14 protein-coding genes are annotated in these 15,759 nt (G+C 73.4%); 9 read left to right on the top strand and 5 right to left on the bottom strand.

Annotated features, from left to right (window positions below; translation table 11 throughout):
• Window positions 1–9: 9 nt before the first annotated feature.
• Window positions 10–2,781: a SpoIIE family protein phosphatase gene (locus IE136_RS23070; protein ID WP_189601277.1), complete on the bottom strand. Its 2,772-nt coding sequence runs from the start codon at window positions 2,779–2,781 to the stop codon at window positions 10–12.
• A gap of 236 nt (window positions 2,782–3,017) precedes the next feature.
• Between IE136_RS23070 and IE136_RS23065 the strand changes: the two genes are divergently transcribed.
• Complete coding sequence (locus IE136_RS23065) at window positions 3,018–4,568, top strand: AlkA N-terminal domain-containing protein (protein WP_158992020.1); 1,551 nt, start codon at window positions 3,018–3,020, stop codon at window positions 4,566–4,568.
• Between the two features lie 24 nt (window positions 4,569–4,592).
• Window positions 4,593–5,069 (top strand): methylated-DNA--[protein]-cysteine S-methyltransferase, encoded by a 477-nt coding sequence (locus IE136_RS23060; protein WP_189601335.1) that lies wholly within the window; start codon window positions 4,593–4,595, stop codon window positions 5,067–5,069.
• A gap of 32 nt (window positions 5,070–5,101) precedes the next feature.
• Here the strand turns inward: IE136_RS23060 and IE136_RS23055 are convergent, their stop codons facing one another.
• A complete protein-coding gene (locus tag IE136_RS23055) occupies window positions 5,102–5,827 on the bottom strand; it encodes an SIR2 family NAD-dependent protein deacylase (RefSeq protein WP_158992022.1) in 726 nt (241 codons plus the stop codon).
• Window positions 5,828–5,892: 65 nt separating this feature from the next.
• Between IE136_RS23055 and IE136_RS23050 the strand changes: the two genes are divergently transcribed.
• Window positions 5,893–6,099, top strand: a complete 207-nt coding sequence (locus tag IE136_RS23050; protein WP_158992024.1) for a type II toxin-antitoxin system VapB family antitoxin — start codon at window positions 5,893–5,895, stop codon at window positions 6,097–6,099.
• A gap of 85 nt (window positions 6,100–6,184) precedes the next feature.
• Here IE136_RS23050 and IE136_RS23045 read toward each other — a convergent pair whose 3' ends face one another.
• Window positions 6,185–6,676 carry an NUDIX domain-containing protein gene (locus tag IE136_RS23045; RefSeq protein WP_189601276.1) on the bottom strand — a complete coding sequence of 164 codons (492 nt, stop codon included), beginning with the start codon at window positions 6,674–6,676 and terminating at the stop codon, window positions 6,185–6,187.
• The gene (locus IE136_RS23040) at window positions 6,673–7,746 is read right to left on the bottom strand and encodes an ADP-ribosylglycohydrolase family protein (protein WP_189601275.1); all 1,074 of its coding nucleotides are present in this window, start codon (window positions 7,744–7,746) and stop codon (window positions 6,673–6,675) included. The genes IE136_RS23045 and IE136_RS23040 overlap by 4 nt, the downstream gene beginning before the upstream one ends.
• A gap of 206 nt (window positions 7,747–7,952) precedes the next feature.
• Here IE136_RS23040 and IE136_RS23035 point away from each other — a divergent pair, with 206 nt between their 5' ends.
• Window positions 7,953–9,119, top strand: coding sequence for a glycerate kinase (locus tag IE136_RS23035; protein ID WP_189601274.1), 1,167 nt, complete (start codon window positions 7,953–7,955; stop codon window positions 9,117–9,119).
• Between the two features lie 422 nt (window positions 9,120–9,541).
• Here the strand turns inward: IE136_RS23035 and IE136_RS23030 are convergent, their stop codons facing one another.
• Window positions 9,542–10,744 (bottom strand): PucR family transcriptional regulator, encoded by a 1,203-nt coding sequence (locus IE136_RS23030; protein ID WP_158992032.1) that lies wholly within the window; start codon window positions 10,742–10,744, stop codon window positions 9,542–9,544.
• 184 nt (window positions 10,745–10,928) lie between these two features.
• Between IE136_RS23030 and IE136_RS23025 the strand changes: the two genes are divergently transcribed.
• The 5 genes from IE136_RS23025 to IE136_RS23005 form a co-directional block, all read left to right on the top strand.
• Window positions 10,929–11,747: an ABC transporter ATP-binding protein gene (locus IE136_RS23025; RefSeq protein WP_158992034.1), complete on the top strand. Its 819-nt coding sequence runs from the start codon at window positions 10,929–10,931 to the stop codon at window positions 11,745–11,747.
• On the top strand, window positions 11,744–12,529 hold the full coding sequence (locus tag IE136_RS36465; RefSeq protein WP_158992036.1) for an ABC transporter ATP-binding protein: 786 nt from the start codon (window positions 11,744–11,746) through the stop codon (window positions 12,527–12,529). Before IE136_RS23025 ends, IE136_RS36465 begins: the two co-directional genes overlap by 4 nt.
• Entirely contained in the window at window positions 12,526–13,416 is an 891-nt protein-coding gene (locus IE136_RS23015; protein WP_189601273.1) for a branched-chain amino acid ABC transporter permease, read from the top strand. The genes IE136_RS36465 and IE136_RS23015 overlap by 4 nt, the downstream gene beginning before the upstream one ends.
• Window positions 13,409–14,536: a branched-chain amino acid ABC transporter permease gene (locus tag IE136_RS23010; RefSeq protein WP_158992040.1), complete on the top strand. Its 1,128-nt coding sequence runs from the start codon at window positions 13,409–13,411 to the stop codon at window positions 14,534–14,536. The genes IE136_RS23015 and IE136_RS23010 overlap by 8 nt, the downstream gene beginning before the upstream one ends.
• On the top strand, window positions 14,533–15,759 hold a 1,227-nt coding region (locus IE136_RS23005; RefSeq protein WP_189601272.1), incomplete at its 3' end, for an ABC transporter substrate-binding protein. The genes IE136_RS23010 and IE136_RS23005, both read left to right, overlap by 4 nt.

The following is a 15,759-nucleotide window of genomic DNA, read 5'->3' as shown; positions in this document are numbered from 1 at the left end:
GCAGGCGGGTCACCAGGCGAGGTCCTCCAACCCGTCCAGGTCCGGCGCGAGGCTGTTCATGGCGGCCTCCGGACCGGCCCCCGTGGTCAGCGGAAGCTCGGCCCAGATGACCTTGCCGCGCTCCGTGTAGCGGGTGCCCCAGCGCTCGGCGAACTGGGCGACGAGGAAGAGACCCCGACCACCCTCGTCGGTGGTCGCGGCGTACCGCAGATGCGGAGCGGTGCTGCTGCCGTCGGAGATCTCGCAGATGAGACGGCGGTCGCGCAGCAGCCGGACCCGGATCGGCTCGGCGCCGTACCGGATCGCGTTGGTGATCAGCTCGCTGAGGATGAGTTCGGCGGTGAACGCGATGTCGTCCAGCTTCCAGGCCGCGAGCTGCGCCGCGCCCGCGTTGCGCACCCGGCCCACCGCCGACGGATCGGCGGGTACGTCCCACTGCGCGATCCGCTCGGGATCCAGGCGGCGGGTGTCGGCGACCAGCAGTGCGATGTCGTCGTCCGGCGCGGGGACGAGCAGCGCGGTCAGGACGTCGGCGCAGGCCTGCTCCGGGCTGCGCCCGGGCCGGGACAGCGCCTCACCCAGCAGCACGATCCCCGCGTCGAAGTCCCGCTCGCGGTCCTCCACCAGACCGTCGGTGAACAGCACGAGCCGGCTGCCCTCCGGCAGACGCAGCTCCGTCGACTCGAAGGGCATGCCGCCCACCCCGAGGGGCAGTCCGGCGGGCAGCTCGGGGAACTCGACCCGTCCGTCGGGGTGCACGAGCGCGGGGCCGGGGTGCCCGGCGCGGGCGAGGGTGCAGCGGCCGTCCGCCGGGTCGTAGATGACGTACAGGCAGGTCGCCCCGGTCATGCGGTCGCGGGGCTGGGCGCCCTCGCCGTCGATCCCGTCCGTCTCGCTCCCGCCGTCCGCGTCACCCGCCTCGGGCTGGTCGATCCGGTCGATCAGCTCGTCGAGATGGCCCAGGATCTCGTCCGGCGGCAGGTCCAGGGTGGAGAAGTTGTGCACCGCCGTACGCAGCCGGCCCATCGTCGCGGCGGCGTGCAGCCCGTGTCCGACGACATCGCCGACCACCAGCGCCACCCGGGCCCCCGGCAGCGGGATGACGTCGAACCAGTCGCCGCCCACCCCCGCCTTCGCCGGCAGATAGCGGAAGGCGACGTCGACGGCGGACAGCTCCGGCAGGACCCGGGGGAGCAGGCTGCGCTGGAGCGTCACCGCCATGGTGTGTTCGCGGGTGAACCGGCGGGCGTTGTCGATGGAGACGGCCGCGCGCGCCGTCAGCTCCTCCGCGAAGGAGAGATCCTCCTCGCCGAAGGGCTCCGGGGTGTCGGCCCGCCAGAAATTGGCCATCCCCAGGACGACCCCCCGGGCGAGCAACGGCACCGCGAGGAGCGAGTGGAATCCGTACTCCAGGGCCGCCGTGGCGCCTTCGGAGTCCTGGGCCTGCCAGCCCTCGGCCGTGTGCAGGTCCGTCACCCGTACGGCGTGACCACCGTCGAGCGCCCTGGCCATCGGCGTGGTCGGCACCACGCACCGGATCGCGTCCCCGACCGGCTGGAGCGGATGGTCGTCGCGGGTCCCGGTCAGCGCCGTGCGGCGCATCTCGGTGTACGCGCCCGACGGCTCCTCGCCCCGCAGCACCGGTTCGAGCAGTTCCACCGTCACGAAGTCGGCGAAGCGCGGGACGGCGACCTCGGTCAGCTCCTCGGCGGTGCGGACGACGTCCAGGGTGGTGCCGATCCGTACCCCGGCCTCGTACAGCAGCTGCAGCCGGCCCCGTGTGATCGCCGCCCTGCCCGTGAGGGTGGCGAGCTCGGTGGTGTCCCGCAGCGTCATCACGGTCCCGGTGGGGCGGCCCCGGTACGGCTCGGTCGGGCGCACGTTGACCGCGAGCAGCCGGTCGCCCGCCCGGTGCACCTCGTCCGTGGCGGCCCGCCCCGAGGCGAGCAGCGCGGCGGTACCGGGGCCCAGGCCCAGCTCGGTGACGTGGCGCTGTTCCGCGTCGGGCGCGAGGTCCAGCAGGCGCCGCGCCTCGTCGTTGGCGAGCAGCAGACGGCGGTCCGCGTCGATGATGAGCACACCCTCGCGCACCGCGTGCAGCACCGCCTCGTGGTGCTCGTTGATCCGGGTCATCTCCAGCGGGCCCAAGCCGTGGGTCTGCCGCCGCAGCCGCCGGCTCACCAGCGCGGCGCCGCCCACGGCCAGCAGCAGGGCGCCCGCCGCCGTGCCCAGCAGCAGCGGCAACTGACCCTCGACCACGTTGCCGACGTTCTCGATCTCGATGCCGGTACCGACCAGGCCGACGATGTCGCCGTCCTCCGTCCGTACCGGGACGATGGCCCGGACCGCGTCCGTCGGCTCCCCTGTGAAGATCTCGGTGAAGGACTCGCCCGCCCTGGCCCGTGCGATGTCGCCGGTGGTGCGCTCCCCGATCAGCTCGGGCCGTGAGTCGGTGTAACGGATCCCGTCGGGGGTCATCACGGCGAGGAAGTCGAGCCCCGCCGCCCGCCGGGCGGTCTCGGCCCGCTCCTGGAGCACGGCGGTCGGATCGGGGGTCTTCAGGGCGTCGATGAGGCCCGGCGCGTGGGCGAACGCCTCCGCGGCGGCGAGCGAACGGTTGCGCGCCTCGCGCTCGCTGTCGTAGCGCGTCTGGAAGATCAGGGCGAGCGCCCCCACGGTGACGAGCACCACCACGATGACCGCCTGCAGCGCGAAGACCTGACCGGCGACGCTGCGCAGCCCAAGACCCAGCCCCTTGGGCCGGGCAAGACGTCCGGTCATGGCGTGCTTCTCCGCGATTCGGCTGTCGTCACGGATTCGGCTGTCACCCGTTCACATCCTCGCTTCGCCGACGGGTAGGGGATCCGCTCCTTCCATGCTGCTCCTGGTACGGCGGGATATCGAGGCGAGGTGGGCGACACGTGCCACGCGAGCCTCCCGCCCGGCCACTGCGCCGACCGGACGTCGATGTCGTTTTCTCGCCAGCCGGGACCGGGACGGTCCGCGACGATGGGTCCATGCACACCGACACCGAGCGCTGCGTGCGGGCCGTCCGGTCGAAGGACGCCCGCTTCGACGGCATGTTCTTCACCGCCGTCCTGACCACCGGGATCTACTGCCGTCCGAGCTGCCCGGTCGTGCCGCCCAAGGTCGAGAACATGGTGTTCCACCCCAGCGCGGCCTCCTGCCAGCGGGCCGGATTCCGGGCGTGCAAGCGCTGCCGTCCCGACACCAGCCCCGGCTCGCCCGAGTGGAACGTACGGGCCGACGCCGTGGCCCGGGCCATGCGGCTCATCCAGGACGGCGTCGTCGACCGTGAGGGCGTCCCGGGGCTCGCCGCCCGGCTCGGCTGGTCCACCCGTCAGATCGAGCGCCAGCTCCTCGCCGAACTCGGCGCCGGTCCGCTCGCGCTGGCCCGCGCCCAGCGCGCCCAGACGGCCCGGCTGCTCATCGAGACGACCGCGATGCCCATGGCCGAGATCGCCTTCGCGGCCGGCTTCTCCTCGGTCCGCACCTTCAACGACACCGTCCGCGAGGTCTTCGCGCTCGCCCCCGGCGAGCTGCGCGCCCGCGCCGCACGGTCCTCGCCGGCTGTGTCCGTGCCCCGGGCCTCGTCCGCCTCGTCCGCCACGGCGCCGGGGGTCCCGGCGGGCTCAGCGGGCTCTGCGACCCCCGGGGTGATCGCGCTCCGGCTGCCCTTCCGCGCCCCCCTCAACCCCTCGAACCTCTTCGGTCACCTCGCCGCGACCGGCGTTCCCGGCGTGGAGGAGTGGCGGGACGGCGCGTACCGCCGGACGCTGACGCTGCCGCACGGGCACGGAATCGTCGCCCTCACCCCCCGCCCCGACCACATCGCCTGCCGGCTCTCCCTCACCGACCCGCGCGACCTCACCCTCGCCATCAGCCGCTGCCGCTGGATGCTCGACCTCGACGCCGACCCGGTCGCCGTCGACGAACAGCTCCGTACGGACCCGCTGCTCGCCCCGCTCGTCGACCGGGCACCGGGGCGGCGCGTCCCGAGAACCGTCGACGCCGCCGAGTTCGCGGTACGGGCCGTGCTCGGCCAGCAGGTCTCCACCGCCGCCGCCCGGACCCACGCGGCCCGCCTCGTCACCGCGCACGGCGTCCCGATCGAGGACCCCGAAGGAGGTCTCACCCACCTCTTCCCGACCCCCGAGGCACTGGCCGGCCTCGACCCCGAAGCCCTCGCCCTGCCCCGCAGCCGCCGCACCACCCTCCTCACCCTCGTCGAGGCGCTCGCCGACGGCTCCCTCCGCCTGGGACCGGGCGGCGACTGGGCCGAGGCCCGCGCCCGGCTTCTCGCCCTGCCCGGCTTCGGACCCTGGACCACCGAGGTCATCGCGATGCGGGCGCTCGGCGACCCCGACGCCTTCCTCCCCGGCGACCTCGGCATCCGCCGCGCCGCCCAGGGCCTCGGACTGCCGTCCACCCCGGCCGCGCTGACCGCCCGCGCCGCACACTGGCGGCCGTGGCGCGCCTACGCCGTCCAGTACCTCTGGGCCACCGACAGCCACCCGATCAACCACCTGCCCACCGAAGGAAGGTGACCCGCCGTGCCCGACGTCCGGCACATGGTCGTGGACAGTCCGTACGACGCGCTGACGCTGGTCGCCGTCGACGGCGTCCTCAGCCGCATCCACATGACGGACCAGCGCCACCGCCCGCCCGAGGAGAGCTTCGGCGAGCCCGACCCGCGCCCCTTCGGTGAGGTGATCCGCCAGCTCGACGCGTACTTCGCCGGTGCGCTCACCGCGTTCGACCTGCCGTTGCAGCTGATCGGCACGTCCTTCCAGCTACGGGTGTGGGAGCAGCTGCGCCGCATCCCGTACGGCGAGACGCGGACGTACGGAGAACTGGCCGAAGCCCTCGGCAACCCCGCCGCCTCCCGCGCGGTGGGCCTCGCCAACGGCAAGAACCCGGTCAGCATCGTCGTCCCCTGCCACCGGGTGATCGGCGCGAGCGGCTCCCTCACCGGCTACGGCGGCGGTCTCGGCCGCAAGCGGCGGCTGCTCGCCTTCGAGTCGGGCCGTTCGGACACCCTCTTCTAGGTCGTGACCGGCGTCGCGGGCCAGGCGGGACTTTACGGACCCTGGCGCAGGCGCTCCAGGAGGGCGGGCATTGAGGTCCCGATCGGCTCACGCACGATCTCGTCGGCGATCGGGTCGTACGGCGTGGGCTCGGCGTTGACGATGATCAAACGCGCTCCGTGCTCGGCGGCGATCCCCGCGAGCGAGGCGGCCGGCCGGACCTGGAGACTCGTACCCACCGCGAGGAACACCTCGGCGGCCTTGGCGATCCCCATCGCCTCGCCGAGGACGCCGGGGTCGAGCCGCTGGCCGAACATGACGGTGGCCGACTTGAGGATGCCCCCGCAGGCCAGGCACTTCGGATCGTCCTCGCCCGCCCTCACCCGCTCCAGGGCGTCCGCCATCGGAGAACGGGCATGACAGCCGGTGCACACCACAGACCGTGCCGAACCGTGGAGTTCGAGCACCTTGCGCTCGGACACACCGGCGATCTGGTGCAGCCCGTCGACGTTCTGGGTGATGACGCGGACCGGGTTGCCGTCCCGCTCGAACGCGGCGATGGCCCGGTGCGCGGCGTTCGGCTCGGCCCGCAGCACCGGCCCGTCGAGCCGCATCCGCCAGGCGCGGCGCCGGATCTCCGGATCGGACATGTAGTGCGCGTACGTGGCGAGCTTCTCGGCCTCCGGATCGCGAGTCCACACCCCGTTCGGACCCCGGTAGTCGGGGATCCCGGAGTCCGTGGAGATCCCGGCACCGGTGAGAATCGCGACCATGGTCATGAGGCCGAGGGTAGGACCTCACCCACGGCCCCCGCGAACGGAATTCCCGGTGCTAGGTTCCTGTCATGGCCAAGGTGAACATCGCGCTCGACGCCGAACTCGTCGTGGAGGTCATGGTCCTCGCGGGCGTCGGCAACCCACAGGACGCGGTCGAGGCGGTCGTCCGCGACTACATCGCCCGCGGCCACCGCACCGAGGCCCGGACGGCCTCCCGCGAGGAGGCCCACCGCACGGGCGAGGGCATCACCCCGCCCGAGCCCCCGCAGGGCTGAGCCCCGCTCGGCGCGCGCGGCGGCGTTCCCCGCCCAGGCGCACGGGCGGCCGTTCCGCGCGCCGAGCGGGGCGGTGCGGCGGCGCTCAGCGCGCCGGGTAACCGTTCTCCAGCTCCGCCGGGCCGCGGCCGGTCTCCAGCGCGTCCAGGGCCGCGAGGACGCGCCGGCCCAGGCTGCCGAGCAGGTAGGTGGTGACCTCCTCGCGAGCGATCAGCTTCCAGGAGACCAGCTCCTCCTCCTGGAGACGGATCGCCGCGAACTCCTCCTGGCCCAGCACCCCGCCGTCGTACACGTACGCCACGATCGGCGGCCGCGCCGTCCCGTGCGACCAGTCGATCGCGAGCAGCGGCCCCAGCTCCACGTCCAGGCCGATCTCCTCGGCCGTCTCGCGGCGGGCCGCCGTGCGCGGCGTCTCGCCCGTCTCGGACTCGATCGTGCCGCCGGGCAGCGCCCAGCCCTCGCGATAGTTCGGCTCGACGATCAGGACGCGGCCCGTCCCGTCCCGGAAGAGCGCCGCGGCCGCGGCGAGGACGCGGGGAAGACTGGCGATGTACGTGGCGTAGTCGGTCGTCGTCATCCCGCCAGGGTAGCCAGCCGCAGCGTCCGCTCGGCCAGCTCCGTGATCCGTACCCCGTCGAAACCGAAGACCGCGCTGCGCACCCGGTCCTCGAGCGGCTCCGACCACTGCGACGGGATCGCCGCCGCCCCGCACAGCACCCCGGCGACCGAGCCGGCCGTCGCGCCGTTGGAGTCCGTGTCCAGCCCGCCGCGCACGGTCAGGGCGATCGTGGCGGTGAAGTCGCCCTCGCCGTAGAGCAGTCCGGCCGTGAGGACGGCCGCGTTGGGGACGGTGTGGATCCAGCCGAGGCCGTGCGTCCGTTCCGCGAGCTCCGTGAGGGCGTCGGACCACTCCACGCCCGACTCGTACAGGGCGATCGCGTGCCGCACCGTGCGCGCCAGCCGGCTGCTCGCGGGGATCCGTTCGAGGCCGGCCTCCAGGGCGGTCCGCGGGGTCGGCGCCGTGAAGGCGGCCGCGATCAGGGCGGCCGCCCACATCGCGCCGTACACGCCGTTGCCGGTGTGGGACAGCACCGCGTCCCGGCGGGCGAGCGAGGCGGCCCGGCGCGGGTCGCCGGGGGAGGCCCAGCCGTAGACGTCGGCCCTGATCAGGGCGCCGATCCACTCCTGGTAGGGGTTGTCGTAGGTGGCGGTGAGCGGGGGCTTGAGACCGTTGGCGAGGTTGCGGTACGCGGTCCGCTCGGCGGTGAAGGTCTGGAGGTAGGGGAGGCGGAGCAGCCAGTGCTCACCGACCTGCTCCGTGGTGAACGCGAAGCCGCGCGTCTCGAGCAGGTGCAGACCGAGGATGGAGTAGTCGACGTCGTCGTCGCGGCAGCTCCCGTGGATCCGGCCGCGGACGCACTGCGGCCACTCGGGCCGCAGCTCGAACCCCTCGGCCGGCGTGTCGGCGGGCGGCGGCGGCAGGTAGTCGGTGAGCGGGAGCGCGTCGGTCAGGCGCAGATAGAGGTCGATGCGCTCGGGGGTCCAGTGGTCGCCGCGCTCGACGGGCTTGCCGAGCATGTTCCCGGCGATCCGTCCCGTCCAGCCGCCGAGGATGCGGTCGGCGAGTTCACCGCTCTTGAGCGCCATACGTCCGGTGTACCGAATCGCGCGGCACGCCGCGCGCGGAAGGGGCCCGAGAGGGCCGGTGGGGGTCGCCGCCTGATCGATCAGTTCATGGATCGCCACCCCACTATGGTGCGGAATATCGCCTTATCCGGGGGTGGCATGCCGTCTGGCCGTGCGGATAGGGTCGGCCTCGGCGCGACTGCCTGTTCGAAAGCAAGGGATGCAAGGTGACGGACGGAGCAGCAACTGAGGTCGCACACGGACGAGCACGCGTGCTCGTCGCGGCCGACAAGTTCAAGGGTTCGCTCACGGCCGTACAGGTCGCGGAGCGGGTCACAGCAGGACTGCGACGGGTCGTCCCGGAGCTGGTGGTCGAGACGCTGCCCGTGGCGGACGGCGGCGACGGTACGGTCGCGGCGGCGGTCGCGGCCGGTTTCGAGCGCCGTGAGGTACGGGTGACCGGGCCGCTCGGCGAGCCGGTGACGGCGGCGTTCGCGCTGCGCGGCACGACGGCCGTCGTGGAGATGGCGGAGGCGTCGGGCCTTCAGCTGCTGCCCGCAGGCGTCTTCGCGCCGCTCACCGCGACGACGTACGGCTCGGGCGAACTGCTGCGGGCCGCGCTGGACGCGGGCGCGACGACGATCGTCTTCGGCGTCGGCGGCAGCGCGACCACGGACGGCGGGGCGGGCATGCTGGCCGCGCTGGGCGCGGTCTTCCTCGACGCGGCGGGCGAGCCGGTCGGGCCGGGCGGTGCGCCGCTCGCCTCGCTCGCCACCGCCGACCTTTCCGGGATCGACCCGCGGTTCGCCTCGGTCGACCTGATCCTGGCGAGCGACGTCGACAACCCGCTCACGGGTCCGAAGGGTGCCCCGGCGGTCTACGGTCCGCAGAAGGGCGCTTCGCCGGGGGACGTCGAGACGCTGGACGCGGCGCTCTCGCAGTTCGTCACGGTCCTGGAGAAGGCGATCGGGCCGAAGGCCTCGGAGTACGCGATCGCTCCGGGCGCGGGCGGTGCGGGAGGCATCGGGTACGGCGCGCTGGTCGGCCTGGACGCGAGCTTCCGCCCCGGCATCGAGCTGATGCTGGACGTCCTGGGGTTCGCCCCGGCGCTGGAGCGGGCCACACTCGTCATCACCGGCGAGGGTTCGCTCGACGAGCAGACCCTCCACGGCAAGGCGCCCGCGGGCGTGGCCTCGGCGGCCCGCGCGGCCGGCAAGGAGGTCGTCGCGGTCTGCGGCCGCCTCGCCCTCGCCCCGGAGCCCCTGACCACGGCGGGCATCCGTCGCGCCTACCCCCTCACGGACCTCGAACCGGACCCGGCGAAGTGCATCGCCAACGCGGGTCCCCTGCTGGAACAGGTCGCGGCGAACATCGCGAGGGACTTCCTGGCGTAGGCCTCGGCCGGGGTTACGGGGCGCCCCTCAGGGGGCGGGAGCGGTTTCCGCCCGGGGCGCGCCCCGGGCGGAGGCAGCGAGGCCCTCAGGCGGAGACTGCGAGGCCCCCGGGCGGAGACTGCGAGGCCCTCGGGCGGAGACTGCGAGGCCCTCGGGCGGAGGCAGCGAAGCCCTCGGGCGGACGGCCGGCGCTGAAGCTGCCGCCCCGGTGGCACCGGGCCCCTGGGCGGGCGCCCCCCTGCGGTCAGCCAGGGGCCTCTCGGGGCGCTCGGCCGACGCCGAAGCTGCCGCCCCCCGACGGGGGCGCCGGGCCCGTGGAGCGGACGCCCGTGGGCGCCGCCCCGTTGCCCCGACCCGTTCCGCCCTGCGGAACGACTGCCCACAACGGGTGGGGTGAGCAGCGGCGCGGAGGCCCCGGCACGTCAGCCCGGTGGCGTCGTCAGACGGAAGGCGTCCAGGGCCAGGGTCATCTCCGTCAGGTCCCGCGGGCGGGACAGCGACCGCGACGTGAGCTGTTCCAGGCGGCGCAGGCGGTTGAAGACCGTGTTGCGGTGGCAGTACAGGCGGCCCGCCGCCCGGCCCGCCGAGCCCTCGCAGTCCAGCCACACGTCCAGCGTCTCCAGAAGGATCGCCCGGTCCGCCGGGTCCAGTTCCAGCAGCCCGCCCAGGACGTCCGCCACCAGCAGACCGGCCAGCTCCGGCTGTCCCACCACCAGCGCGCCCGCCATCCGCCGGTCCAGGCGGACGATCTGCTGGGACTCCGGCGGACACGTGCGCAGCGCCAGCTCCGCGAGGCGCCGCGCGCGGCCCAGCTCGGACAGGCCGGTGACCACCGGGCTGATCCCGCCCGGCCCCGGGCAACGGCCCTCCAGAAGCTCCGACAGCGCGTCCAGACCCGTCCCCTCCGTCAGGGACACCACCCCGATCTCGCAGTCCGCCCGCATCCGCCACAGGAACCGCGCCCCCGCCCCCTGCACCCGCCGGTGGAACGGCTCCGGGACCTCCCGCCGGTCGTAGCGCAGCACCACCACCGCGTACCGCCCGTGTTCCGGCAGATCCAGGCCCGCCGCCGCCCGCGAGGTGACCTCCGGTGAGCGCTGGCCCTGCAGCAGCGCGTCGAGCAGCGCCTGCAGCTGCTCGTCCGTGCGGCGCCGCAGCTCCAGCTCCGTCGCCCGGTACGCCTCCGACGCCGTGTCCGCCTGCGCGTCCACCGCCGACCACACCATCGTGGCCGCCTGCGTCAGCGCGGCCATCCGCGGCGGAAACGCCGACGCGTCCTCGATCAGCGCGTCCCACACCAGATGCCCGGCGTGCCGGTAGGCGTGCACGACCAGCTCCAGCGGCATGCCCTGCTCGGCCCGACGCCGCCCCATCTCGTCCGCGTGCTCCAGGTCCCGCCGGGGCGAGTCGCGGGGCGCCGAGATCATCTCGATGCCGATCCGCATCGCCTCATGGGCCTCCTGCCAGTGCGTGTCGTACGGCACGATCCGGGCGTACGCCGGCTCGTACTCGTGCAACTCCCTCAGATGCTCGTCCACCAGCTCCGGCAGCCGCTCCAGAAGCGCCGTGCACGCCTCTGCCAACAGTTTCCAGTCGTCGCCGGTCCGCGGTCTGCGCCGTCCCATGCCCGGAGGATGCCACCCCTCCGCCCCCGTCGACAGGCCCCTGACACGCGGTGTTGTGCCCGTGCACAACCCGCCGCCGTGCCCGCTGGTCACCGGCAGCGTTTCGGCCGCCGAACGTGGACGGGCGGCCCGCGCGGTGCTGGGGTGAGCGCCACTGAACGGGGCAATCGGTGGAAGGGGAACCATGGGAGGTACCGCACTCGCGCTCGAGGTGGCGGACCTGTCGGCGGGGTACGGCCCGGTGCGCGCACTGCGGCGGGTGTCGCTGGAGGTACCGGAGGGCGCGGTCGTCACCGTCCTCGGGGGCAACGGCGCCGGTAAGTCCACACTGCTGCGGGCGATCTCGCGCACACTGACGTTCCACGGCGGTGCCGTCGTCTCCGGCACCGTCAGCTTCGGCGGCCGGGCGCTCGGCGGGCTGGCGCCCGACCGGGTCGTCGCCGCCGGGGTCTCCCAGGTGCCCGAGGGCCGCCAGGTCTTCGCCCGGATGACGGTCGAGGACAACCTGCGCGCCGGAGCGCTGGGCGCTCGTGGCGACCGCGCCACGAAGGCCGCCGCCATGAAGCGGGTCCACGAGCTCTTCCCGGTCCTCGCCGACCGCGCACACCAGCGCGCCGGGCTGCTGTCCGGCGGCGAACAGCAGATGCTCGCCGTCGGCCGCGCCCTGATGGCCTCACCGAAGCTGCTGCTCCTCGACGAGCCCTCGCTCGGCCTCGCGCCGTTGATGGCCGCCCGGATAGCCGACACGATCCGCGAGATCAACGCCCAGGGCACGGCGGTTCTGCTCGTCGAGCAGAACGCGGCGCTCGCGCTGCGGCTCGCCTCCCGGGCGTATGTCCTCGAGGTCGGCGAGGTCACCCTCTCCGGCCCCGCCGCCGAACTCGCCGCCTCCGACGAGGTACGCCGCCGCTACCTGGGTGTCGTGGACGAGGAGGCCGCCGCCGACGCGGCGAGCGCCACGACCACGCACCCGGTCCTGTCCCGCTGGGAGGAGGCCCGATGAGCACGACCACCGTGCCCGCCCTCGAAGTCCGGGACGTCACCGTCCGCTTCGCCGGGCTCACCGCCCTCGACTCCATCGGATTCACCGTCCGCCCCGGCACCGTCCACGCCGTCATCGGCCCCAACGGCGCCGGCAAGTCCACCTGCTTCAACGTGCTCTCCGGGGTCTACAAAGCCACCTCCGGCTCCGTCCGCTTCGGCGACCACGAGCTCACCGGACTGCCCCCGCACAAGATCGCCGACCTCGGGGTCGCCCGCATCTTCCAGAACCTCGCGCTGCCGCCCCGCGCCACCGTCGAGGACAGCCTGATGCTCGGCCGCCACCGGCTCACGAGGTCCGGCTTCGTCGCCGCCGGGCTCCGGCTGCCCTCCGCCTCCCGCGAGGACGCGCGCCACCGCGCCCGGGTCCGGGAGATAGCCGCGTTCGTCGGCCTTGAGAAGCAGCTGGGACAGCCCGCGGGCTCCCTGCCGTACGGGCAGCAGAAGCTCGCCGAACTCGCCCGCGCCCTCTGCATGGAGCCGAGGCTGCTCCTCCTCGACGAACCCGTCGCCGGCATGACCGCCGACGAGCGGCGCCGTACGGCCGCCGTCATCGCCGGCGTACGCGACAGCCTCGGCATCTCCATCGTCCTCGTCGAGCACGACATGGGGGTGGTGATGCGGCTCGCCGACTCGGTCACCGTCCTCGACTTCGGCCGTCGCATCGCCGACGGTGCCCCCGCAGACGTACAGAACGACCCGGCGGTCGTCCGCGCCTATCTCGGAGAGGAGACCGCCGAGTGACAACCTTCGCCGAACTCCTGCTCAACGGCGTCTCGTTGGGCTCCATCTACGCCCTCATCGCCCTCGGTTTCGTGGTGATCTTCCGCGCCACCGAGGTCGTCAACTTCGCCCACGCCTCACTGCTGCTCGCCGGCGGCTACTTCACGGCCGTGCTCCACGACACCATCGGCTTCTGGCCGGCGCTGCTCGCCGGCATCGCCGGCGCCGCCCTGGTCGGCGCGGCCGTCGAGTTCCTCGTCATGCGCCGCTACCGGGGCTCGGACCACAGCGTCCTCGCCATCGTCACGATCGGCGTCGACATCCTGCTCGCCACCGAACTGACCCGCCGCATCGGCACCGACATCCTCTCGCTCGGCGACCCATGGGGCGACGCCGTCGTCACCCTCGGCCCGGTCTCCATCGCCGAGACCCGGATCGCGGCCTTCCTCGCCGCGGCCCTGCTCATCACCGCGTTCCTGCTGGCCTTCCGCCACACTTCGTGGGGTGTCGCCATGCGCGCCGCCGCCGAGAACCAGGAGACCGCGGCCCTCATGGGCATCCGCCTCGGCCGGGTCTCCATCGGCGCCTGGGCCGTGGCCGGCGGCCTCGCCGCAGTCGCCGCGCTCTTCCTCACCGTCTTCCCGACGCCCGGTCTGGAACGCTCCACCTCGCTCGCCGCGATGAAGGCCTTCCCGGCGGCGATCCTCGGCGGCCTCGACTCCACCACCGGCGCCCTCGTCGGCGGACTCCTGGTCGGGGTCACCGAGTCCCTCGCCACCGGCTACCAGGGGGATCTGACCTTCCTCGGCCGGGGCATCGGCGACCTCGCGCCGTACCTGGTGATGGTCGCGGTGCTGCTGATCCGCCCGGCCGGACTCTTCGGCACGAAGGAGCTGGCCCGTGTCTGACCTCCTCGCGCGGCCCGTCGCCGCCCGCCCCTCCCACCCCGCCCGCGCCGCGCTCACCCGGCCGCGTACCTGGGTCTGGGCCGTCGCCGGCCTCGTCCTCGCCGCCTTCCCCTTCTACCTTGACCGCTTCTGGCTCCAGGCCGGTCTGTTCGCCATGGCCGCCGCCATCGGCGCCATCGGGATCAACCTGCTGACCGGCGCCACCGGCCAACTCTCCATGGGGCACGCGTTCTTCCTCGCCGTCGGCGCCTACGGCTACTGCCTCTTCGCCGGCGACGGGAAGGACGGCCTCGCCGGACTCGGCCTGCCCGGCTGGCTCGCGGCCGTCGCCGCGGTCGCCCTGGCGGGCCTGGCCGGCGGGGTGTTCTCCCCGATCGCGGGCCGGCTGCGCGGCGCCTACCTCGGCATCGCGACCCTGGCGCTGATCTTCATCGGCCAGCACGTCCTCTTCAACGCGCACGATCTCACCGGCGGCTTCAACGGCCGGGCGGTACCGCCGCTCAGCCTCTTCGGGATCACCTTCGACGACAGCGAACTCCTGGTCGCCCAGATCCCGTTCGGCTCCGCCGAGAAGCTCTGGTACCTCGGGCTCGTCCTTCTCCTCGCGGGCGCGCTCTTCGCCCGCGGAGTCCTCCGCGGCCGCCCCGGCCGCGCCATGAACGCCATCCGGGACCACCGGATCGCCGCCGGTGTCATGGGTATCCCCGTGGCCCGCTACCGCGCCGCCGTCTTCGTCCTCTCATCCATGTACGCGGGACTGGCCGGCGTCCTGCTCGCGCTGGTCTTCCAGCGCACCGTGCCGGAGTACTTCGGCATGATGCTCTCCCTCGAATACCTGGCCATGATCGTCATCGGCGGTCTCGGCTCGGTCGCCGGCGCGGTGGTCGGGGGCGTCTTCGTCTCCCTGCTGCCGCAGCTCCTCAACCGGTACAGCGACGTGCTTCCCCTGGTCTCCGCCCCCGGGACGGGCGGGATCGCACCGGGGGAGGCCGCGCGCTATCTCTACGGCGCCGCCGTCGTCGCGGTGGTGCTCTTCCTGCCCGGAGGCCTGGTCCGGCCGGCCACCCGGAAACCCAAGCGAACCGCCCAACCCTCGCACTCCTCTGGGGAGGAACGATGATCCACCGACGACAGGCGTCCAGAGGCCTGGCCGCCGCGCTCGCCACCCTGGTCGTCCTGACCGCCGCCGGCTGCAGCTCCAAGGCCAAGAGCACGGACGACTCCGGCACCGGCGCCGGCGGCGTGAAGTCCGGCAAGGGCGTCACCGACAAGACCATCGCCGTCGGCGCGCTCACGGACATGACCGGCGTGTACGCCACGCTCGGCAAGAGCGTCACGCAGGCGCAGCAGCTCTACGTGAAGCAGGTCAACGCCGCCGGCGGGATCTGTGGCCGACAGCTCGAACTGACGGTCCGTGACCACGGCTACGACCCGCAGAAGGCGCTGTCCGCCTACACCGAACTGGAGCCGAAGGTCGTCGGCTACGCCCAGTTCATCGGCTCCCCGTTCGTCGCCGCCGTCAAGCAGCGCGTCGACGGCCAGGACAAGGGGGTGGTGCTGCCGCAGGCCTGGTCGGCCTCGCTGCTCGGCTCCCCGTACATCCGCGTCCTCGGCGCGACCTACGACGTCGAGACCATCAACGCCGTCGACTTCCTGGTCAGCGAGAAGGGCCTCAAGGCGGGCGACAAGCTGGGCCACGTCTACTTCGAGGGCGACTACGGCGAGAACGCGCTCGCCGGCTCCAAGCACGCCGCCGGGAAGGCGGGGCTCACGGTCGTGGAGCAGAAGATCAAGCCGACCGACAACGACATGTCGGCGCAGGTCGCGGCCCTCAAGCAGGCGGGCGTCAAGGCCATCGTCATCAGCGCGGGCCCGCGCCAGGCGGCCTCGCTGGTCGGCGTCGCGGCCGCGACCAAGCTCCAGGTGCCGGTCATCGGCAACAACTCGGCGTTCGCCCCGCAGCTACTCGGCACCCAGGCGGGCCCCGCCCTGGAGAAGATGTACTGGTTCGCCTCGCCGAGCCTCCCGATCGGCGCGGACACCCCGGCCGCCCAGAAGCTCGTCACCGACTACAAGGCCGCCTACCCCGGCGACAGCCTCGACAACGGCATTGTCGCCGGCTGGACCGCCGCCAGTGTCTTCGGCGAGGCCCTGAAGAAGGCCTGCGCCGCCAAGGACCTCACCCGTGAGGGTGTCGACAAGGCGCTGCTGACGCTCAACAGCTACGACGCGGGCTTCGGCGTGAAGCACGACTTCAGCGACCCGAAGGCCCCGTCGTCCCGCGAGTCCGTCATCCTCCAGCCGGACAAGTCGGTCACCGGCGGGATGCGGACGGTCCGCGAG

Source organism: Streptomyces lateritius (assembly GCF_014649715.1).
Classification (GTDB): domain Bacteria; phylum Actinomycetota; class Actinomycetes; order Streptomycetales; family Streptomycetaceae; genus Streptomyces; species Streptomyces lateritius.
The sequence above is the reverse complement of the archived record's forward strand: the minus strand, read 5'-3'. Positions and strand labels throughout refer to the sequence as shown.

What these genes read in the sequence shown, in the direction of transcription:
- IE136_RS23070 (WP_189601277.1), bottom strand. Translation starts at nt 2,781, where the DNA reads ATGACCGGACGTCTTGCCCGGCCCAAGGGGCTGGGTCTTGGGCTGCGC.
- IE136_RS23065 (WP_158992020.1), top strand. Translation starts at nt 3,018, where the DNA reads ATGCACACCGACACCGAGCGCTGCGTGCGGGCCGTCCGGTCGAAGGAC.
- IE136_RS23060 (WP_189601335.1), top strand. Translation starts at nt 4,593, where the DNA reads ATGGTCGTGGACAGTCCGTACGACGCGCTGACGCTGGTCGCCGTCGAC.
- IE136_RS23055 (WP_158992022.1), bottom strand. Translation starts at nt 5,827, where the DNA reads ATGACCATGGTCGCGATTCTCACCGGTGCCGGGATCTCCACGGACTCC.
- IE136_RS23050 (WP_158992024.1), top strand. Translation starts at nt 5,893, where the DNA reads ATGGCCAAGGTGAACATCGCGCTCGACGCCGAACTCGTCGTGGAGGTC.
- IE136_RS23045 (WP_189601276.1), bottom strand. Translation starts at nt 6,676, where the DNA reads ATGACGACGACCGACTACGCCACGTACATCGCCAGTCTTCCCCGCGTC.
- IE136_RS23040 (WP_189601275.1), bottom strand. Translation starts at nt 7,746, where the DNA reads ATGGCGCTCAAGAGCGGTGAACTCGCCGACCGCATCCTCGGCGGCTGG.
- IE136_RS23030 (WP_158992032.1), bottom strand. Translation starts at nt 10,744, where the DNA reads ATGGGACGGCGCAGACCGCGGACCGGCGACGACTGGAAACTGTTGGCA.
- IE136_RS23025 (WP_158992034.1), top strand. Translation starts at nt 10,929, where the DNA reads ATGGGAGGTACCGCACTCGCGCTCGAGGTGGCGGACCTGTCGGCGGGG.
- IE136_RS36465 (WP_158992036.1), top strand. Translation starts at nt 11,744, where the DNA reads ATGAGCACGACCACCGTGCCCGCCCTCGAAGTCCGGGACGTCACCGTC.